The 16,292-nt window shown below is 49.3% G+C and carries 15 protein-coding genes, 1 pseudogene and 1 other annotated feature; of the genes and pseudogenes, 10 read left to right on the plus strand and 6 right to left on the minus strand.

Features of this window, described 5'->3' with window-relative positions:
* Positions 1-10: 10 nt before the first annotated feature.
* The 5 genes from ACKKE8_RS26665 to ACKKE8_RS26685 form a co-directional block, all read right to left on the minus strand.
* A complete protein-coding gene (locus tag ACKKE8_RS26665; protein WP_409175669.1) occupies positions 11-1,189 on the minus strand; it encodes an acetyl-CoA C-acetyltransferase in 1,179 nt (392 codons plus the stop codon).
* A gap of 18 nt (positions 1,190-1,207) precedes the next feature.
* Positions 1,208-3,616, minus strand: coding sequence for a 3-hydroxyacyl-CoA dehydrogenase NAD-binding domain-containing protein (locus ACKKE8_RS26670; protein WP_409175670.1), 2,409 nt, complete (start codon positions 3,614-3,616; stop codon positions 1,208-1,210).
* A 371-nt stretch (positions 3,617-3,987) separates the two neighbouring features.
* On the minus strand, positions 3,988-5,109 hold the full coding sequence (locus ACKKE8_RS26675; protein ID WP_409175671.1) for an S-layer homology domain-containing protein: 1,122 nt from the start codon (positions 5,107-5,109) through the stop codon (positions 3,988-3,990).
* A gap of 228 nt (positions 5,110-5,337) precedes the next feature.
* Positions 5,338-5,637: a hypothetical protein gene (locus ACKKE8_RS26680; RefSeq protein ID WP_409175672.1), complete on the minus strand. Its 300-nt coding sequence runs from the start codon at positions 5,635-5,637 to the stop codon at positions 5,338-5,340.
* A 146-nt stretch (positions 5,638-5,783) separates the two neighbouring features.
* Positions 5,784-6,200 (minus strand): hypothetical protein, encoded by a 417-nt coding sequence (locus tag ACKKE8_RS26685; protein WP_409175673.1) that lies wholly within the window; start codon positions 6,198-6,200, stop codon positions 5,784-5,786.
* Positions 6,201-6,352: 152 nt separating this feature from the next.
* Between ACKKE8_RS26685 and ACKKE8_RS26690 the strand changes: the two genes are divergently transcribed.
* From ACKKE8_RS26690 to ACKKE8_RS26720, 7 genes and pseudogenes are all read left to right on the plus strand, one after another.
* Complete coding sequence (locus ACKKE8_RS26690) at positions 6,353-6,970, plus strand: hypothetical protein (protein ID WP_409175674.1); 618 nt, start codon at positions 6,353-6,355, stop codon at positions 6,968-6,970.
* 56 nt (positions 6,971-7,026) lie between these two features.
* Positions 7,027-7,274: a binding site (T-box leader), on the plus strand.
* Between the two features lie 46 nt (positions 7,275-7,320).
* Positions 7,321-8,421, plus strand: a complete 1,101-nt coding sequence (gene proB, locus ACKKE8_RS26695; RefSeq protein ID WP_409175675.1) for a glutamate 5-kinase — start codon at positions 7,321-7,323, stop codon at positions 8,419-8,421.
* A gap of 21 nt (positions 8,422-8,442) precedes the next feature.
* Positions 8,443-9,729 (plus strand): annotated as a pseudogene (locus ACKKE8_RS26700) (glutamate-5-semialdehyde dehydrogenase); the annotation flags it as partial.
* A gap of 20 nt (positions 9,730-9,749) precedes the next feature.
* Positions 9,750-10,592 (plus strand): pyrroline-5-carboxylate reductase, encoded by an 843-nt coding sequence (gene proC, locus ACKKE8_RS26705; RefSeq protein ID WP_409175676.1) that lies wholly within the window; start codon positions 9,750-9,752, stop codon positions 10,590-10,592.
* Positions 10,593-10,670: 78 nt separating this feature from the next.
* Positions 10,671-11,477: a hypothetical protein gene (locus ACKKE8_RS26710; RefSeq protein ID WP_409175677.1), complete on the plus strand. Its 807-nt coding sequence runs from the start codon at positions 10,671-10,673 to the stop codon at positions 11,475-11,477.
* 103 nt (positions 11,478-11,580) lie between these two features.
* Complete coding sequence (locus ACKKE8_RS26715) at positions 11,581-11,907, plus strand: ferritin-like domain-containing protein (RefSeq protein ID WP_409175678.1); 327 nt, start codon at positions 11,581-11,583, stop codon at positions 11,905-11,907.
* A gap of 13 nt (positions 11,908-11,920) precedes the next feature.
* A complete protein-coding gene (locus ACKKE8_RS26720; RefSeq protein WP_017251484.1) occupies positions 11,921-12,253 on the plus strand; it encodes a spore coat protein in 333 nt (110 codons plus the stop codon).
* 42 nt (positions 12,254-12,295) lie between these two features.
* On the opposite strand, the gene ACKKE8_RS26725 is transcribed toward ACKKE8_RS26720, so the two are convergent.
* Entirely contained in the window at positions 12,296-13,744 is a 1,449-nt protein-coding gene (locus ACKKE8_RS26725; protein WP_409175679.1) for a PLP-dependent aminotransferase family protein, read from the minus strand.
* A 147-nt stretch (positions 13,745-13,891) separates the two neighbouring features.
* On the opposite strand from ACKKE8_RS26725, the gene ACKKE8_RS26730 reads away from it, so the two are divergent.
* The 3 genes from ACKKE8_RS26730 (at position 13,892) to ACKKE8_RS26740 (ending at position 16,231) form a co-directional block, all read left to right on the plus strand.
* Positions 13,892-14,506: a LysE/ArgO family amino acid transporter gene (locus tag ACKKE8_RS26730; RefSeq protein WP_409175680.1), complete on the plus strand. Its 615-nt coding sequence runs from the start codon at positions 13,892-13,894 to the stop codon at positions 14,504-14,506.
* 81 nt (positions 14,507-14,587) lie between these two features.
* Positions 14,588-15,205, plus strand: a complete 618-nt coding sequence (locus ACKKE8_RS26735) for a DUF47 domain-containing protein (RefSeq protein WP_409175681.1) — start codon at positions 14,588-14,590, stop codon at positions 15,203-15,205.
* 18 nt (positions 15,206-15,223) lie between these two features.
* On the plus strand, positions 15,224-16,231 hold the full coding sequence (locus ACKKE8_RS26740; RefSeq protein ID WP_409175682.1) for an anion permease: 1,008 nt from the start codon (positions 15,224-15,226) through the stop codon (positions 16,229-16,231).
* Positions 16,232-16,292: the final 61 nt, after the last annotated feature.

A 16,292-nucleotide genomic window follows, 5' to 3' on the forward strand; every position in this document is an offset into this window, starting at 1 on the left:
TATTTTAAAATTAGATCATTTCAAAAACGCCAGCGGCACCCATTCCCCCGCCGATACACATCGTAACGACTCCGTATTTGCCGCCTCTGCGCTTCATTTCATTCAAAAGCTGGACGGTCAGCTTGGCACCACTGCAACCGAGTGGATGCCCTAATGCGATTGCCCCACCATTTACATTGACCTTTTCAGGATCGAGTCCCAGCTCGCGAATGACGGCAATCGATTGAGAAGCAAACGCTTCGTTTAACTCAAACAAATCGACATCCTCCAAGCTGATTCCCGCCAGTTTCAATGCTTTTGGAATCGCGACCACCGGACCAATCCCCATGACATCAGGGTCTACGCCGCCAACCGTAAAGGAACGGAACTTGGCAATCGGCTCGACACCCAGCTCGGCTGCTTTTTCGGCAGACATCACGAGAACAGCTGCCGCGCCATCGCTCGTTTGGGAGGAGTTTCCTGCCGTTACGCTGCCTTGCACATGAAAGACAGGCCTGAGCTTGGCGAGTGCCTCCATCGTCGTGTCCGAGCGCGCTCCTTCATCCTTGTCGAAAACACGTTCCTGGACGTGAACCTTGCCAGCTTCATCTACAAAATGCTGCTTGACGGTCAATGGTACGATTTCATCCTGGAATTTCCCTGAAGTTATCGCAGCCGTCGCACGCTGATGGCTTTGCAGAGCAAAAGCATCCTGATCCTCACGAGAAATGTTGTACCTCTTCGCTACTTCTTCAGCCGTATGGCCCATACTCATGTACGCTTCCGGCTTTGTTTCTACCAGAGTCGGATTGAGTGCGATTTTGTGACCGAGCATCGGCACCAGACTCATGCTCTCCACCCCGCCAGCGACAACCACATCGGAGCTGCCGACCATGATCTGCTGAGCAGCGTAAGCAATCGTCTGCAAACCGGAGGAGCAAAAGCGATTGACCGTGATTCCCGATACATTTGTCGGCAATCCGGCACGCAGTCCGATCAAGCGAGCCATATTCATGCCTTGCTCAGCTTCCGGTACAGCCGTCCCCATAATGATATCCTCGATATCAGCTGGATCGAGCTGTGGCACGCGGCGCAACAGGTCGCTTACAACTGCGGCTCCCATATCGACTGGGTGAAAATCCTTGAGACTTCCTTTTTTCGATTTACCGATAGCGGTGCGGGCGCCCGCGACAATAACTGCTTCTCTCATCGTTATCCCTCCCTCTCCCTAGTTACGCAAAGGCTTGTTTTTGGTCAGCATATGCTGCATCCGTTGCTGGCTTTTCGGTGTCTTGATCAGTTCGAGGAACGCTTGCTTTTCCAGCTCCAGAATGTAGCTCTCTGTCACTTCTGTACCCGCTGGCACGTTACCACCGGACATGACATAGGCAACTTTGCTTGCGATCAGCTCATCATGCTCGGAAATATATCCACTCTTCTTCATGGCATAAATATTTTGGCGCAAGTTCGCATAACCGGTTTCTCCGATGACGCGAATTTTGCGTGGTGCTGGCGGCGTGTAGCCCTCTTTATCCATCGCAAGCACCAGCTGCTTCGCATCGTATAACAAATGATCGGCATTTACGCTGATGCGGTCAGTCGGTCGCAGATACCCCAGGTTGATGGCTTCCTGACCACTCGTAGATACCTTTGCCATGGCAATGGCTTCAAACGCCTTCGCAACGAACGGGAACGGATCAACTGGCATGCTGCCTCCCTCTGGAACGTTTTCCATTGCTCGGAACAGCATCTCCTTCGTTCCTCCCCCACCAGGCAGAAGTCCTACTCCCACTTCTACCAGTCCAAGGTACGTCTCTGCCGATACCTGTACACGATCCGCGAGATAGACCACCTCGACACCGCCGCCAAGCGTCATGCCGAACGGTGCTGCGACGACTGGACGATGCATGTAGCGCAGTGCCCGAGCGGTTTTGTGGAAGTTCGTGACGAGCATGTCGAGCTCCAGCCAGTTCTCATCCTGTGCTTCCATCAACGCCATGGCGAGATTCATCCCGACGCAGAAGTTTTTGCCTTGATTACCGATAACCAAGCCAGCGAAGTTCTTCTGTACTTCCTCTGCGGCCTGACTTGCCATTTGCAAGACATCCATCCCGAGCGCATTGTGCGGGGAGGTGAATTCCAGACATGCGACTCCATCGCCCAAATCGATCAAGGCGGCACCCGCATTTTTCTTGATCAGCTTGCCTTGCTCCTTAAGTGCTGCCAAGTTGATGTTTTCCTTGCTCTCTTCGACGTCCTTGTAGGTGCCTCCGATGGAAAACACGCTGCGCTTCCCTTGCTCTTTTTGATAGAAGGAGGTTTTCCCGCTCGCGAGCAGCTCCTCGACGAGTGCCGGAATCTTCTCGTTTTCCTCACGCATTTTTGCCACTGACTTTTCGAGACCGATGGCATCCCATGTTTCGAATGGTCCCATCTCCCAGCCGAAGCCCCACTTCATAGCCTGATCAACAGAGACGATATCGTCTGCGATCTCATGAGCCTTTTCCGCAGAGTACAGCAGAACCTTTTTGAAAACACTCCAGACAAACTCACTGCCCTTGTCCTTACCGTATACGAGCGCTCTCAACTTCTCAGGCAATGTCTTGGCTATTTTGGCTGTTTCGAGGGAAGGGAACTTCGGCCTCACACTTGGACGGTATTCCAGCGTGTCAACCGACAGTGCCATAATCTCTTTGCCTTTCTCCGTCTTCACCTGCTTGAAAAAGCCTTGACCAGCTTTTTGCCCGATCCATCTTTTCTCCACCATTTGCAGAACGAACTCCGGCACTTCAAAAACCGAGCGCTCCTGTTCATCCGTGCTTTTGTTCCTGACGTTGCCCGCCACATGTACGTACGTATCCAGTCCGACGACATCCAGTGTGCGGAACGTAGCGCTCTTCGGACGGCCGATGACTGGTCCTGTCAACGCATCTACCTCATCTACCCCAAGCCCCAGTCGCACCATTTCGTGGATCGACACCTGCAATCCATATGTACCGATGCGATTGGCGATGAAGTTAGGTGTATCCTTGCAAACGACCATTCCTTTTCCGAGCACTTGCTCACCAAAATGCTTCATGAAAGAGATGACTTGCGGGTCTGTATCAAGACCTGGGATCAGCTCCAACAGTTTCAAGTAGCGCGGTGGGTTAAAAAAGTGCGTGCCGAGGAAATGCTTACGGAAGTCATCAGAGCGTCCCTCTGCCATTTCGTTGATAGAAACACCGGACGTATTGGAAGACACGATTGTCCCTGGCTTGCGATGCGCTTCTACCATAGCGAAGACGCTTTTCTTCACCTCGATGTTCTCGACAACTACCTCAATAATCCAATCGACCTCGCTCAAGCAAGAGAGATGGTCTTCGAAGTTACCAACTGTAATCAGGTCGATGTTCTTTTTATCGTAGAGCGGCGCCGGCTTCTCCTTCAAAAGTCGGTCACGGCCCGCTTGTGCTATCCGGTTTTTCACCACGCTATCAGACAAAGTAAGTCCTTTTTTACTCTCATCTGCTGTCAATTCACGCGGCACGATGTCCAGTAAATAAGTGGGAATACCGACGTTGGCTAAATGTGCTGCGATCCCAGCGCCCATGACGCCTGAACCGAGAACTGCCGCCTTGCGAATTTTGCGTTTCATCTCCAAATCCTCCTTTTTAAAAACCTAGTCATGGCTTATTCATGGTCAAAAGAATGGCCTCGCAACAGTGAATACCTAATATTCAGACTAGAAGAGCATTTTTAAAACTTCTACTTTCTCTATAGATATTCCTGTGTACATCAGCACATGTCTCGTGTTGAATGAATGCTCATTCAGTATGTGGGTTAAAAAATGACATCCCACGTTTTGGCTGTCTTACATGCCCGGAGATGCTACGCTCCCACCAACTGAATCACCGTTCAGTTTTTATTGTAATCGAAAATTCTGTCAGTTGCAATCGTCACTTGTCGCTTCTTCGTAAGAAAGAAAAGAAAAGGAACACTCGGTTGTCCAGTGCCCCTTTTTCTGTACTATTTTTGTGAGTAAATCAGCGTGGTGATCTTGCGTCCGTAAGCGTTGGACGCGTCTTCTTCCAATCGGTATTCAATTTGGAAGTCTCCGTTTTTCGGGTCTAGATAATGAGCAATCACCCAGAGCGTTTTCGAATTGTTTTCGTCTGCCTTGACCGATACTTTTACCGGTCCGTTGTACGTAGGCACTTGCTCCAGCTTTGCCATGCTTTTGAGCGCATCGTCTGTAAAGAGCACAGACAGCTGCTTCTGATTTTTTGTTTCGTACGCCAAATTCGCTGCTCGTAAATACACCTGCGCAATGTGCTGCTGATTCGCAGGCGAACCACGGAACTGCGAAGCAGCATCTATCCGGTAATAATCGATCAGTCGATCCATCACGACAATGTATTCTGCACGCGTCAGGATCTTGTTCGGAGAAAAGGTCTTGTCCGTGAGAAACAGATTGAATTCCCGGATTGCCAGTGGGTACGGTGAATATGTATCCCGATAGAATCGGTCGCGCTTCCATTCGTAATAGCTGTTAAAGAATGAGACTGTATCTTGTGGTTTAATATTGGCTGTTCGGAATTTTTGTGGTGCCATCATATGAAACAGCATCAAGCTGGCCTCTTCTCTCGTTAATGGCCACTGCATCCCGGCACTGGACATCCACCAGTCCGGATTTTCCTTCTCTTGCTTTTTCATCAGGTGCCCGGTTTCAGCCAAATATAGATAGTACAGCATCCGATCTCCTGGATCAAACTTGCCCAGATCGTCTGTTTCGATTTTCATCATGGTCTTTAGATTACTCAGCAGTTGATCTACTTCCCCCCGGAGTAGATAGCGATGATCCAGGTTTCGCTTGCGTTCTGGCTTTTCTATCGGTCCATATACCGTCTCAAATACCCGATTCAGCATAGCCAAAGCTTCGCCTCGAGTAACTGGCTTGTTTGGGTAAAAAGGCTGATATCCCTTCCTTTTTACGATGCCCAAATCCGCCATTTCGTTAATGTGCTCACTCGCCCAATGTCCCTGTATGTCCGTAAACATGCCAGGTGTAGCCGCATTCGCACTCCCTGAAAAAACGCTTTGCACCACCAGCAGTGCCAAGAAAAAAACGATAGCAAAACGCTTTACCATGACTTACGATAACTCCTTTCTTTCCATGATCGTTTCCTTACTCCCTTTTTTTGGAATTCGACCTCAGTAGCATCCATTCCTGCCATATTGGTCTATTTTCCTGGGTCTGATCTCTCCCTTTCTTGTATCGGGATGAAATCGGAACTTCGTTATACTTTTTCAAAAGAAATGAAAAAGAGCCGCACTTTGTATTAGCGGCCCAATTATATCCTTTTATCTATGCGCTGACTATCCTTCAATCTTCTCTAACCAGCCTGATCCCTTGGTCACAAGCAAACGATATAAGAAAATGTTGATGAGAGTGAACAGGACGAAAATCCCAAGAGCGGTTCCTAACATGGATATCCCCAACGAAAAACTCGCGAGGACGACTAGTCCTCCTGCCATAAGGCCTATTACCAGCGGGAAAAGGGGATTGAGATTTTGCTTGATGGCTTCCTTTTCGGAGTTCCAGCGCAGCTTAGGCAGCTGCAAATCCACCAAGATTCCGACCATGTTGATAAAAATCAGCCCCGGAATTCCACACACGGTTGTAGCTTTTCGTCACATTGATCAGTTCTATCATCGCTGTTACTCCCCTCTCCCCGACATTTCTAATATTTTTCCAATTTACTCTCAAAGAAAAGTTCCGGGAAAAGAAAAAGAGCCATCGGTTATCCCAACGGCCCTCATGATTAGTTTTGTGGTACAAAGCTGCCATCACGCAGCATAGTCAACTCGCCCATGATGAATGCTAAATCTTCGTTTCCGTCCAACTTGCCACTTTCCTCCAACGCTTCCAAACGGCGCAGAAGCATGTTGGCAAAATCTTGAATCTGTACTGGATGTGCCTCCATATCCGCCTCATCCAAAATTTCAAAACTAGTCAAGGCTTCCAAGTGGGTCACAATACGAAAACCGCCGATTTCCCCCAGGAACTCTTGCTTGTTCATTTTTGATTTCTCCAATTTTTGCAGCATGGACAAAATGTCATTCGCTACCACGCTTGGAAAAGCAACCTGATAAAAGTTGCGATTTTTCGCTTCCTCGGTTTTGATAATCAAAACATCAATACCGTCCAGTTTTTTTGCTTTTTTGCCAAACCCAAACATATATTCCACCTCAATTGTTCGATCTGTCCAACTCTCTCCATGATAGACATAATCCGAGAGTCAGACAACCCCTATCCATATATTAACTGGGCTATTTGTCTTTTTTCACACACACGCTAACGTAAAACGACTGCTCCCAAGTGAGGTGTGCCATGAAAATCAACTGGAAAAATTGGATGTTTATTCTTGCTCTCTCTTTGCTCGTCACAGGATGCTTGACGCAAGTAAAGCAGGATCAGACAAAAACCAAGGCCAAAACACAGAGTAAGGCTGCCAAGCAATCTGCCATCCAAAAGCTTGGCGATAACAAAATGGATGTCGTCCTCTTTTTGAAGCAAGCCGAGCATCAGCTGGAAAATGTATATTATGCTGCTGCGGACAATGCGAAGGGCAAAACTGTGTTTGAGGATGGTCTCGTTTTTCGTGAATTACCTAAGCGCTTCGACAGTAAAGACAAGATAACGGGGTACTTCGGTCGTTTTTGGAGCCGTCCACTGGCAGAAGCCATGTACGACAACATGACAACCAAGCTGGTGAAGGAAAAAGTATACGTAGCAATCCCCCGTGTCGACTATCCGACTCTGATCTCGGTACGAAACACGACTGTTCAAAAAAGCAATGGAGAACTCAGTGTGATCGTGGAAGATGTAACCGATACTTCCTTCGCTTCTGATCGCACGCTGCGCTACCGACTCGTACGCGATCAAAAGACCAACCGGTTCGAAATCAAATCACGGATGGGCGCTTATGGGAATGAACAATTTCAATAAGCCTCTTGACATTTCTTGCGGACCAAGCGAATAATAGTGAATTAATAAGCACATAGTGAGCGGCAATGACGGGGAATAGTAAAACCGCCCTTCAGGTCCAGAGAGCGAAATCCACCGGCTGAGAGGTTTCGTCCTTGAATCGGTTTGAACCCACCCCAGAGCATCCAGGGAAGACCTGGACAGGTTTCTTTCACCTGTTATCAAAGAAAGAGAGCCGGGCGTTTCTTGGCTGAAGTATGCCTTCAGTCCAAAACGTCAAATAAGGTGGTACCGCGTGAGGTTATCAAGCCCTTTCGTCCTTATCAAAGAGACGAGAGGGCTTTTTTGTATGCAAGAAGGGGGTATTACGCATGAAAAAGGGTAAATTGCGTTTGGTAGTAAAGGTGGGGAGCAGTTCGATTGCAGCAGCTACAGGTGGTGTTGATCCGGCGAAAATGTCGCTGCTCGTCTCGGCTATCAGCCAATTGCGCGAAGCGGGTCATCAAGTTGTCTTAGTCTCCTCAGGAGCTGTCGCCAGCGGCTATCAAAGTCTCGGCTATGAGCAGCGACCGCGATCCTTGGCAGCCAAGCAAGCAGCGGCGGCCATCGGGCAAAGCTTGTTGATGCAAACCTATACGCAAATGTTTGGCGCCCATAACTTCAGCGTGGCGCAAATCTTGCTGACACGCGGTGACTTTTCTCACAAGGAACGGTATCAGCACGCATTTTCCACGTTGTCACTGCTTTTGGATAAAAACATTTTGCCAATCATCAACGAAAACGACACGGTATCCGTAGCGGAATTGACCTTCGGAGACAATGATATGCTTGGCGCACTCGTCGCTGGTCTCATCCATGCAGATCTGTACACGATCCTGACTGATACGAATGGCTTGTACGATAAAGACCCACGTTATCATGCTGATGCTAAACATATGGGCTGGCTCGAATGTGTGACGGACGAAATCGAGGCACTTGCAGGCGGAGCTTCCCAACTGGGAACAGGCGGTATGCGCTCCAAGCTAATCGCAGCAAAAACCGCCCAATCATTAGGAATTCCGAGCTTTATCGGAAAATTGACGAGCACCACTGATTTACTGGATGTCCTTACTGGCAACGGGAATGGCACCTATGTCAACTATCATCCAGAAGCGCCTTCAACGAACGGTGTTCCTACACGCAAGCAATGGATTGCGCTTCACTCCCCTACCCGCGGAAAAATCACGGTTGATAGCGGTGCAGCGGAAGCGATTTTGGAAAACAGCAAAAGCTTGCTCTTGGCAGGTGTCCGCGATGTATCCGGCATGTTCGAGCAAGGTGAGGTTATCGAGGTTTACTGTGAGGGTACGTTGATCGGTCGCGGCATCAGCAGATTTACTGCAGCACAGTTAAGTGATTTTCTTTCCCCTGATAACGTAACGCGACACAGCGGTACTGTTATACATCGGGATGAATGGACGCCTGTCATCTAAACGAATCCATGTAGATGGAAAGAAGGAGTTGGAGAAACCATGGAAAGCTTGAAGAAAAAAGTGCATACACAAATAAGCCTGGCCAAACAGGCTTCACGAAAAATGGCAATACTCTCTCGCAAAGAAAAAGACCAGGTGCTCGTCTCAATCGGCAACCAGCTGCTGGCTGATGAGGCTGTCATTCTCTCAGAAAACGCCAAGGACCTCGCCCTCGCGGAAGCAGACGGTCAGCCTGCCTCCTATCTGGATCGTCTCCTGTTGACGCCGGAGCGAATTGCACAGCTAGTGGATAGCCTGGCGCAGCTGGTATCCCTCGATGATCCGGTAGGGGAACGAATCGACTCGTGGACACGTCCAAACGGACTTTTCATCGAACAAATCCGCGTCCCGCTCGGCGTCATTGGAATGGTGTACGAAGCCAGACCGAACGTCACCGTTGACGCAGCAGCTATCGCCATCAAAACAGGCAATACAATCGTCTTGCGCGGCAGCCACAGCGCTGTTCACAGCAACCTCGCGTTGGTGACTAGCATTCGTCAAGCGCTCACTGCGACCGGACTTGACGCAGAAGCGGTGCAGTACTTGCCTTTTGCCGAACATACCTCTGTCGATTACTTGTGCACCGCCAATGGTCTCGTCGATGTCATCATCCCTCGGGGTGGCGCAGGACTGATCCAGCGGGTTCTGCAAATCGCAAGCGTTCCTGTACTCGAAACAGGCGTCGGCAACTGCCACATTTATGTGGATGAAGCGGCTCAGTATGACATGGCTGAAAGCATCGTGATCAATGCCAAAACGAGTCGGCCTGCGGTATGCAATGCTGCCGAAACACTGCTCGTGCACCGCAGTTGGCCACAGGAAAATCAACGAGCCTTGCTTCAAAAGCTACTGGCGAAGGGCGTTGAGCTCCGTGCTTGTGAGCGTACGATAGAGCTGCATTCCGACCTCGCCGCTCAACTGCACCATGCAACGTCAGAAGACTGGGATACGGAATACTCTTCGCTGATTCTGGCGGTTCGCACTGTCGATAGCCTGGGCGAAGCCATTGAACATATTACAGCGCATACTTCTGGTCATTCAGAGGCAATCGTAACGGAAGATGAAGTCGCAGCCCGTCAGTTTTTGACTGCAATCGATGCCACAGCGGTTTATCACAACGCCTCTACCCGTTTTACAGATGGTGGAGAATTCGGCTTCGGTGCCGAGATCGGCATCAGCACGCAAAAGCTCCACGCTCGTGGGCCAATGGGCTTGCCAGCGCTCACTTCTTACAAGTATGTCGTACGCGGAAACGGCCAAATCCGATAGTCCAAAGGGAGGGAATCACCATGAGTAACCAAGCAACAGCGATTACAGAAGGGCGGATCGGTTTTCTCGGTGCAGGCTCGATCGTGGAGGCCATGCTTTCCGGTATCGTAAAGAAAGGCTTACTCCCTTCTGAGCGTATTACCGTCTCCAACCGCAACAATATGGAGCGTTTGGAACAGTTGGCAAATGACTACGGGGTAACTGCTACTCAGGACAAATTTGAGGTAGTCCGTTCTTCCGATATTTTGATTTTGGCCATCAAGCCAAAGGATACAGCAGAGGCTTTGCAGGATTTGCGTGGAGTTGTTCGTTCCGACCAATTGATCATTTCGGTGGTTGCTGGTGTCTCTACCAGCTTGATCGGAGAGTGGCTCGGTGCAGAGTGCCCGATCATCCGCACGATGCCCAACACATCGTCTGCGGTTGGTCTGTCTGCTACAGGACTGTGCGCGAATCCTTTTGTCCAGGAAGAGCACCGCGAGCTGGCTACCAAACTTTTCGAAGCAATTGGCACCGTATATGAAGTCGCCGAGGAAGAGTTGGACATCATTACTGGATTGTCTGGAAGCGGTCCTGCTTATATTTACTATTTGGTCGAAGCCATGATGGGGGCAGGTGCCACAGCGGGACTCGATCGAGAAATGGCACGCCAATTAACGCTGCAAACTGTGATCGGCGCGGCACATATGCTGCTCGATACACGCGAAGAGCCTTCTATTCTCCGCCAAAAAGTAACGAGTCCGGGTGGAACGACCCAGGCAGGACTGGAAGTATTGGAAGCCTATCAATTCCAGGAAGCCGTCACTGCAGCCATCCTGCGTGCTGCGGAAAGATCGCGGGAGATGGGGGCACAATACCAGTAAATTCGTTTTGTCCCCCCTCCTTGTCATGTATAATAAAAAAGATCAAGTATAGTCTAGAAAAATGACGAAGGAGGTCCCATGGAAATTTACGCCTTGTACGGCACCAGTGGAACAGGAAAAAGCACCAGTGCATTAGAACTTGCTCACCGAATGAACATCGACGCCATTATTGATGATGGCATCCTGATTTACCAGGGACGCAAGGTGGCCGGAACCTCTGCCAAATATGAGAAGACAAAAATTCAGGCGGTAAAACGAGCTATTTTTCATTATAAGGAGCACGCTGAAGAAGTACGGCGAAGTCTCGGCGAGATTCAACCAAGCCGACTACTCGTGTTAGGAACTTCGCAGCGGATGATTGGTCGTATCGTCGAAGCCCTGCATTTGCCTTTTCAGGTGGACTTCATCCCGATTGAATCAATCAAGCCTCCGCAGGAAATTGAGGCTGCCCGCTACGTACGGGAAACAATGGGCAAGCACACGATTCCGATTCCGCGTGTGGAGGTAGAAAAAGATTTCCTCCAGCGCCTCATCTCCTCTGCCCAACAGATTTTTAGCTCGAAAAAAGAAGTGATTGGGGAAACAACCGTGGTTCATCCTCCGTTTTCAGGCGGACGTATCATGATTCATCCCCAGGTGTTGCGAAAAATCGTGGAAGCGGCCTGCAACCAGTTTGACGAGGTCCATCATGTAGTCAAGATCGTCTCCAGCTTTGAGGATTTGCCACGGTTTCAGGTTTCGATTGCTCTTCAACTGCCTTACATGACAAATATTCCAGCACTTATCCATGCACTTCAATCTACGTTGAACAAAGAAGCTCAATATTGTCTCAATATCGCTCCCGCCAGCATCGACATCGTCGTTTCTTCGCTGGAGCTAACCTGATCCGGTCCCTTGCGACCGGATTTTTTTTGGTTTGAATCCTCAGGGGTTACATCCTGACTTGTTGCTTATCCTATATATGATTCCATCTGAAAGGAGCAACCCGATGCCATCCATCCTGTCTTCCAAGCCCTTTACACAAGCTCCGATTCCCGAACCGCCTAAGGTCATAACGACAAAGGACTTGAGCTATCTCAAGGATGCTTTGTCATGGGAACTGATCGCTTTCAAAAAGCTGCATGCTTTCGCACAGCAAGTTACTGATCCCCAGGTCAAGCAATGCCTGGAACAGCAAGGACAAATGCACCAGCGACACTACCAAAAACTGTTGAGTCACCTGCAAAACAACAACACCACAGTGATGGCGACCATTCCGCAGACACAGTCCCAGCAACAGCAACAGCAATCCCAACCACAACATCAAATGCAATAAGGGAGGAATCGGGATGCCAAACCAAAACCAGATCGCCAATCCACAATCCGGTCAGCTGCCACAAGTAAAAGGTCCGCAAATGAACGATCGTGACTACCTCAACGACTGTCTGGCTACGTGCAAGTATTTGACGGATAACTTTAACGTCGCCGTTCGGGAAGCCAGCCACCAGCAGCTTTATGATGACATGGTACAAATTTTGAATGAAACCCATCAGTCAGCACGAGATGCTTTCAATCTCATGTTCCAAAAAGGATGGTACAAGCTGGAGGCTGCGGAACAGCAACAACTGCAGCAAGCTTATCAGCAGTTTAGCGGATACTCCACGCAGTTCCCTTATCATTGAAATAGCAGAAGACACCTGACCTAAGCAGGTGTCTTCTTTCCATTACCCCCTGCCACGCAGGAGTTGCGATAATAGATAAAGCGCCTTTTCCATGTCGGCTTCCTCTGCGTACACGTACGACAAACGAAGATGATGACTATCCGTCTGATCATAAACAAAGCCGGGATTTAACAGGATACCTTTTGCCAATGCTTCCGTAAAAAGCTTGCGCATCGAAACCGCCTGATGCAGACGCAGCCAAATATAAAAACCGCCATGTGGAATACGCCAATCTGCCAGATCGTCAAACCAGCGAGTAAGCCATCCGCACATCCTGTCCCTTCTGTGTCGCAGTGCCGCTCTTAGCTGATCCAGATGCCGGGAATATCTATCGCTTGTGAGCCATTCTGTCGCCACCCATTGGGAAATCGCACTCGCTCCGTAGTCCGTCTGCATTTTCACATCCGCAAGGCGGTCAATGACAGGCTCAGGCCCTACAATCCAGCCAATCCGCAGCCCCGGACTGAGTGTTTTGGACAAGCTGCCCAAATACAAGACCAACCCACTCTGATCCCTCGCCTTCAACGGTAATGGTCCCGGTTCATCTAACCACAATTCTCCATAAACGTCGTCTTCCAACACAGGCAGTCTCTCCCGCTCGCATGCGGTCAGCACTTGCTCCCTTCGATTCTCTGATAGGCTAATTCCCGTCGGATTGTGGTAAGCCGAAATCGTATAAAGGAGTGCCGCGTTATGCGCCTGTTTTTGTCTCGTTAGCACTTGGGGAGAGATTCCTTCCGAATCCATTGGTACACCAATCAGACGCATTCCCGATGATTGAAACAAAGGCAGAGAGAATAAATACGAAGGCTGTTCGAGCAAGATGGCAGATCCACGGTGAAGGATGCCAATCGATATCAACTGCAAGGCTTGAAGGGCCCCCGAAACGATCAAAATAGAAGCCGGAGAAGCTTCGATCCCCCTGCTCCGCAAATGATTGCTGATCGCCTGACGCAAAGGCAACAGCCCTTTTGGCTCCGAATATCCGAGATGAGTCATTTTGCCCTGCAAGCTAGCCATGACTTCTTCCATCTCCGCAACAGGAATCAAGCTAGGCGACAGCTCACCTGTCCCCAAACGAATGTACCTCGGGTCTGGCTCATAACGATTGATATCCTGAATCGTAGGCGAGTTGGGTAGATGCGCTCCTGCCTGAACGTAGCCCAGCCAATTCGGTGGCGGCGCGGTCGTCAGCAAAGACCATGTGTTGTTGCTAACGACGGAGCCACTGCCTACTGTTGCTTCAATGAAGCCATCCGCTTTCAGCTCTTCCAAAGCCGTCACCACCGTGCTGCGGTTTACATCAAAGGCTTGTGCTAACGCTCTTTGTGTTGGCAATTTACTATTGATCGGCCACTCACCGCCTGCGATTTTCCCCTTGATATAAGCCACGATCTGCGCGTAGATCGGTATGTCAGATGATTTGTCAGGCTTCCAGTCTATCGTCAGCACAGGCACATCCCCCCTCGTCTTATCATTGTACAAATTGGTTGGTTTGGATGTAAACCAATTGGCTGGAGACAACAGATTCACAACCGTGAATAATGACAGTAATGCAAATAGCCTTTGCATCCAGAGAGAAACGGGGAGGAAATGATCATGCTGGAAGCGATTTTGCACGGTTTTGTGCTTGCTTTTGGACTTATTTTACCGCTCGGTGCACAAAATGTTTTCGTTTTTAATCAGGGGGCGCTACAACCTACATTACTTCGCGCCATGCCCGTCGTACTGACCGCGGCACTTTGCGATACCCTGCTCATTTTATTGGCGGTATTGGGAGTCTCTTTGGTTGTATTGACAGTCACATGGCTGAAAACCGTTCTGTATGTCGTCGGCTTCTTCTTTTTGGTGTACATGGGATATTTAACGTGGCGTAGCCGTCCAAATACTGAAGATGGAGAGAAAGAACGATTTTCTGCGAAAAAACAAATCATGTTTGCTGCCTCTGTCTCTTTGTTGAACCCGCATGCGATTCTCGATACGATCGGCGTGATCGGCACCAGCTCACTCAGCTATACCGGAACAGAGAAATGGGGTTTTACGATTGCCTGCATCCTTGTATCCTGCCTCTGGTTTTTCGGCCTTTCCGTAGCTGGTCGTACGGCAGGACGATTGGACCGTTCTGGAAAATTGCAGCGTGGCCTGAATATGGTTTCAGCTGTGATTATGTGGGGAGTGGCTGTCTACATGGCAGCCCAATTACTCACGACGTAAAGAGTTCGTGAAAAAGTGCATAATCACCACCTCCTCCACTCAAAATACTCTTATTCGGGTTTTCAAAGTGGAGGTTTGTTTATGCTTTTTACCAAATCGGACGCACTCTTGGATGACTTGTATGAGATTGCGAAAAATGTGCATCAAACAGCGATCTATTTTAATGAATACAAGATTACTTCATTGGAGACTGTCAAAACCTTTGCTACAGAAATGAAAGAGTACGAAACAAAAGGCGACAAGCTCATCCATGAAATCATCGTGCAAATCAACAAGACATTTATTACCGCCATCGAGCGTGAGGACGTTCTGGACCTTGCCGTCAAGCTGGATGATGTGCTGGACGGATTGGAGTTTTGCGCTTCGCGGCTGTATATGTACGACATCATGGAACCAGATCAAACGATGGTACGATTCGGTCAACTCATCGAAGAAGCTACCAAGCAAATTCTTCTCGCCATCGAACTGCTCCAAAAGCAAAAGTTGTCCGATATGAAGGAGTACATCATCCGCATTAACGATTTGGAAAGCGAAGGGGATGAATTGGTGAGGGGGAGCATCCGGCAATTGTTCAAAACCTCAAGCGATCCGATTCACATCATGCAGCTCAAAGAGGTGTACGAAGTGCTCGAAGATGTCATGGATCATTGCGAGGATGTCGCCGATGCGATGGAATCCGTGATCATGGGCAACTCTTAAACAAGGAGATCTACTTTCATGTATACGAGCCTTCCCCTTGTTATTGCCGTTATCATTTTGGCTGTTTCCTTTGACTTTATTAACGGCTTTCATGATACAGCCAATGCCATTGCAACCACCGTATCCACCAAAGCTCTCCCGCCTAAGATTGCCATTGGACTGGCAGCTATCATGAACTTTATCGGTGCCCTGACATTTACCGGAGTCGCCAAAACTATCGGTGGAGATATCGCCGATCCAGCCAAGCTGGAATTCGGAGTGCTTGTGGTCATGGCTGCTCTCCTGGCTGCGATCCTTTGGAATTTGATTACGTGGTGGTACGGTATCCCCAGCAGCTCGTCTCACGCTCTCATCGGCTCACTCGTAGGGGCAGTCCTCGCTTCCGCCGGGAGCGCGCAAATCAACTGGGCTGGTTTTTTAAAAATCTTTCAGGCGCTTATTGTGTCACCGGTTATCGCGCTGGTTGCCGCTTACCTCATGATGAATTTGGTCTATTTCATTTTCAGTCGGATCATGGTTCCCCCTACCAAGGTCAACCGGGGATTTCGCTTCTTTCAGATTTTCACGGCGGCCCTGCAATCCTTTACACATGGAACGAATGACGCACAAAAAGCGATGGGCATTATCGTGTTCGCTCTCGTAGCCGCTGACCTGCATACAGATACGAGCACGATTCCTTTCTGGGTGCAGTTCATTTGTGCCCTTGCGATGGGCTTGGGAACCTCTGTCGGAGGCTGGAAAATTATCAAGACGGTCGGGGGCAAAATCACTAAGATTGAACCGATTAATGGGGCCACTGCCGATCTCACCTCGTCTTCGATCATTTTTACCTTTACGCAGCTAGGATTGCCTGTGAGCTCTACCCATGTCATCTCTTCCGGGATCATGGGGGTCGGTGCAGCCAAACGGCTGAAAAGCGTCAATTGGGGCGTCGCCAAACGTATCGTGATCACTTGGTTTATTACGCTGCCGATTTCTGCCTTACTCGCTGCAGCTATCTATTTGTTGCTACATGTATTTATCTAAAAGCAAAAGGGACGAGTAACAGGCTCGCCCCTTTTTTCTTTATTCTAATGGAAAGCCTAAG

Origin of the sequence: Brevibacillus fortis (assembly GCF_046196545.1) — a bacterium.
Classification (GTDB): Bacteria; Bacillota; Bacilli; order Brevibacillales; family Brevibacillaceae; genus Brevibacillus; species Brevibacillus fortis_A.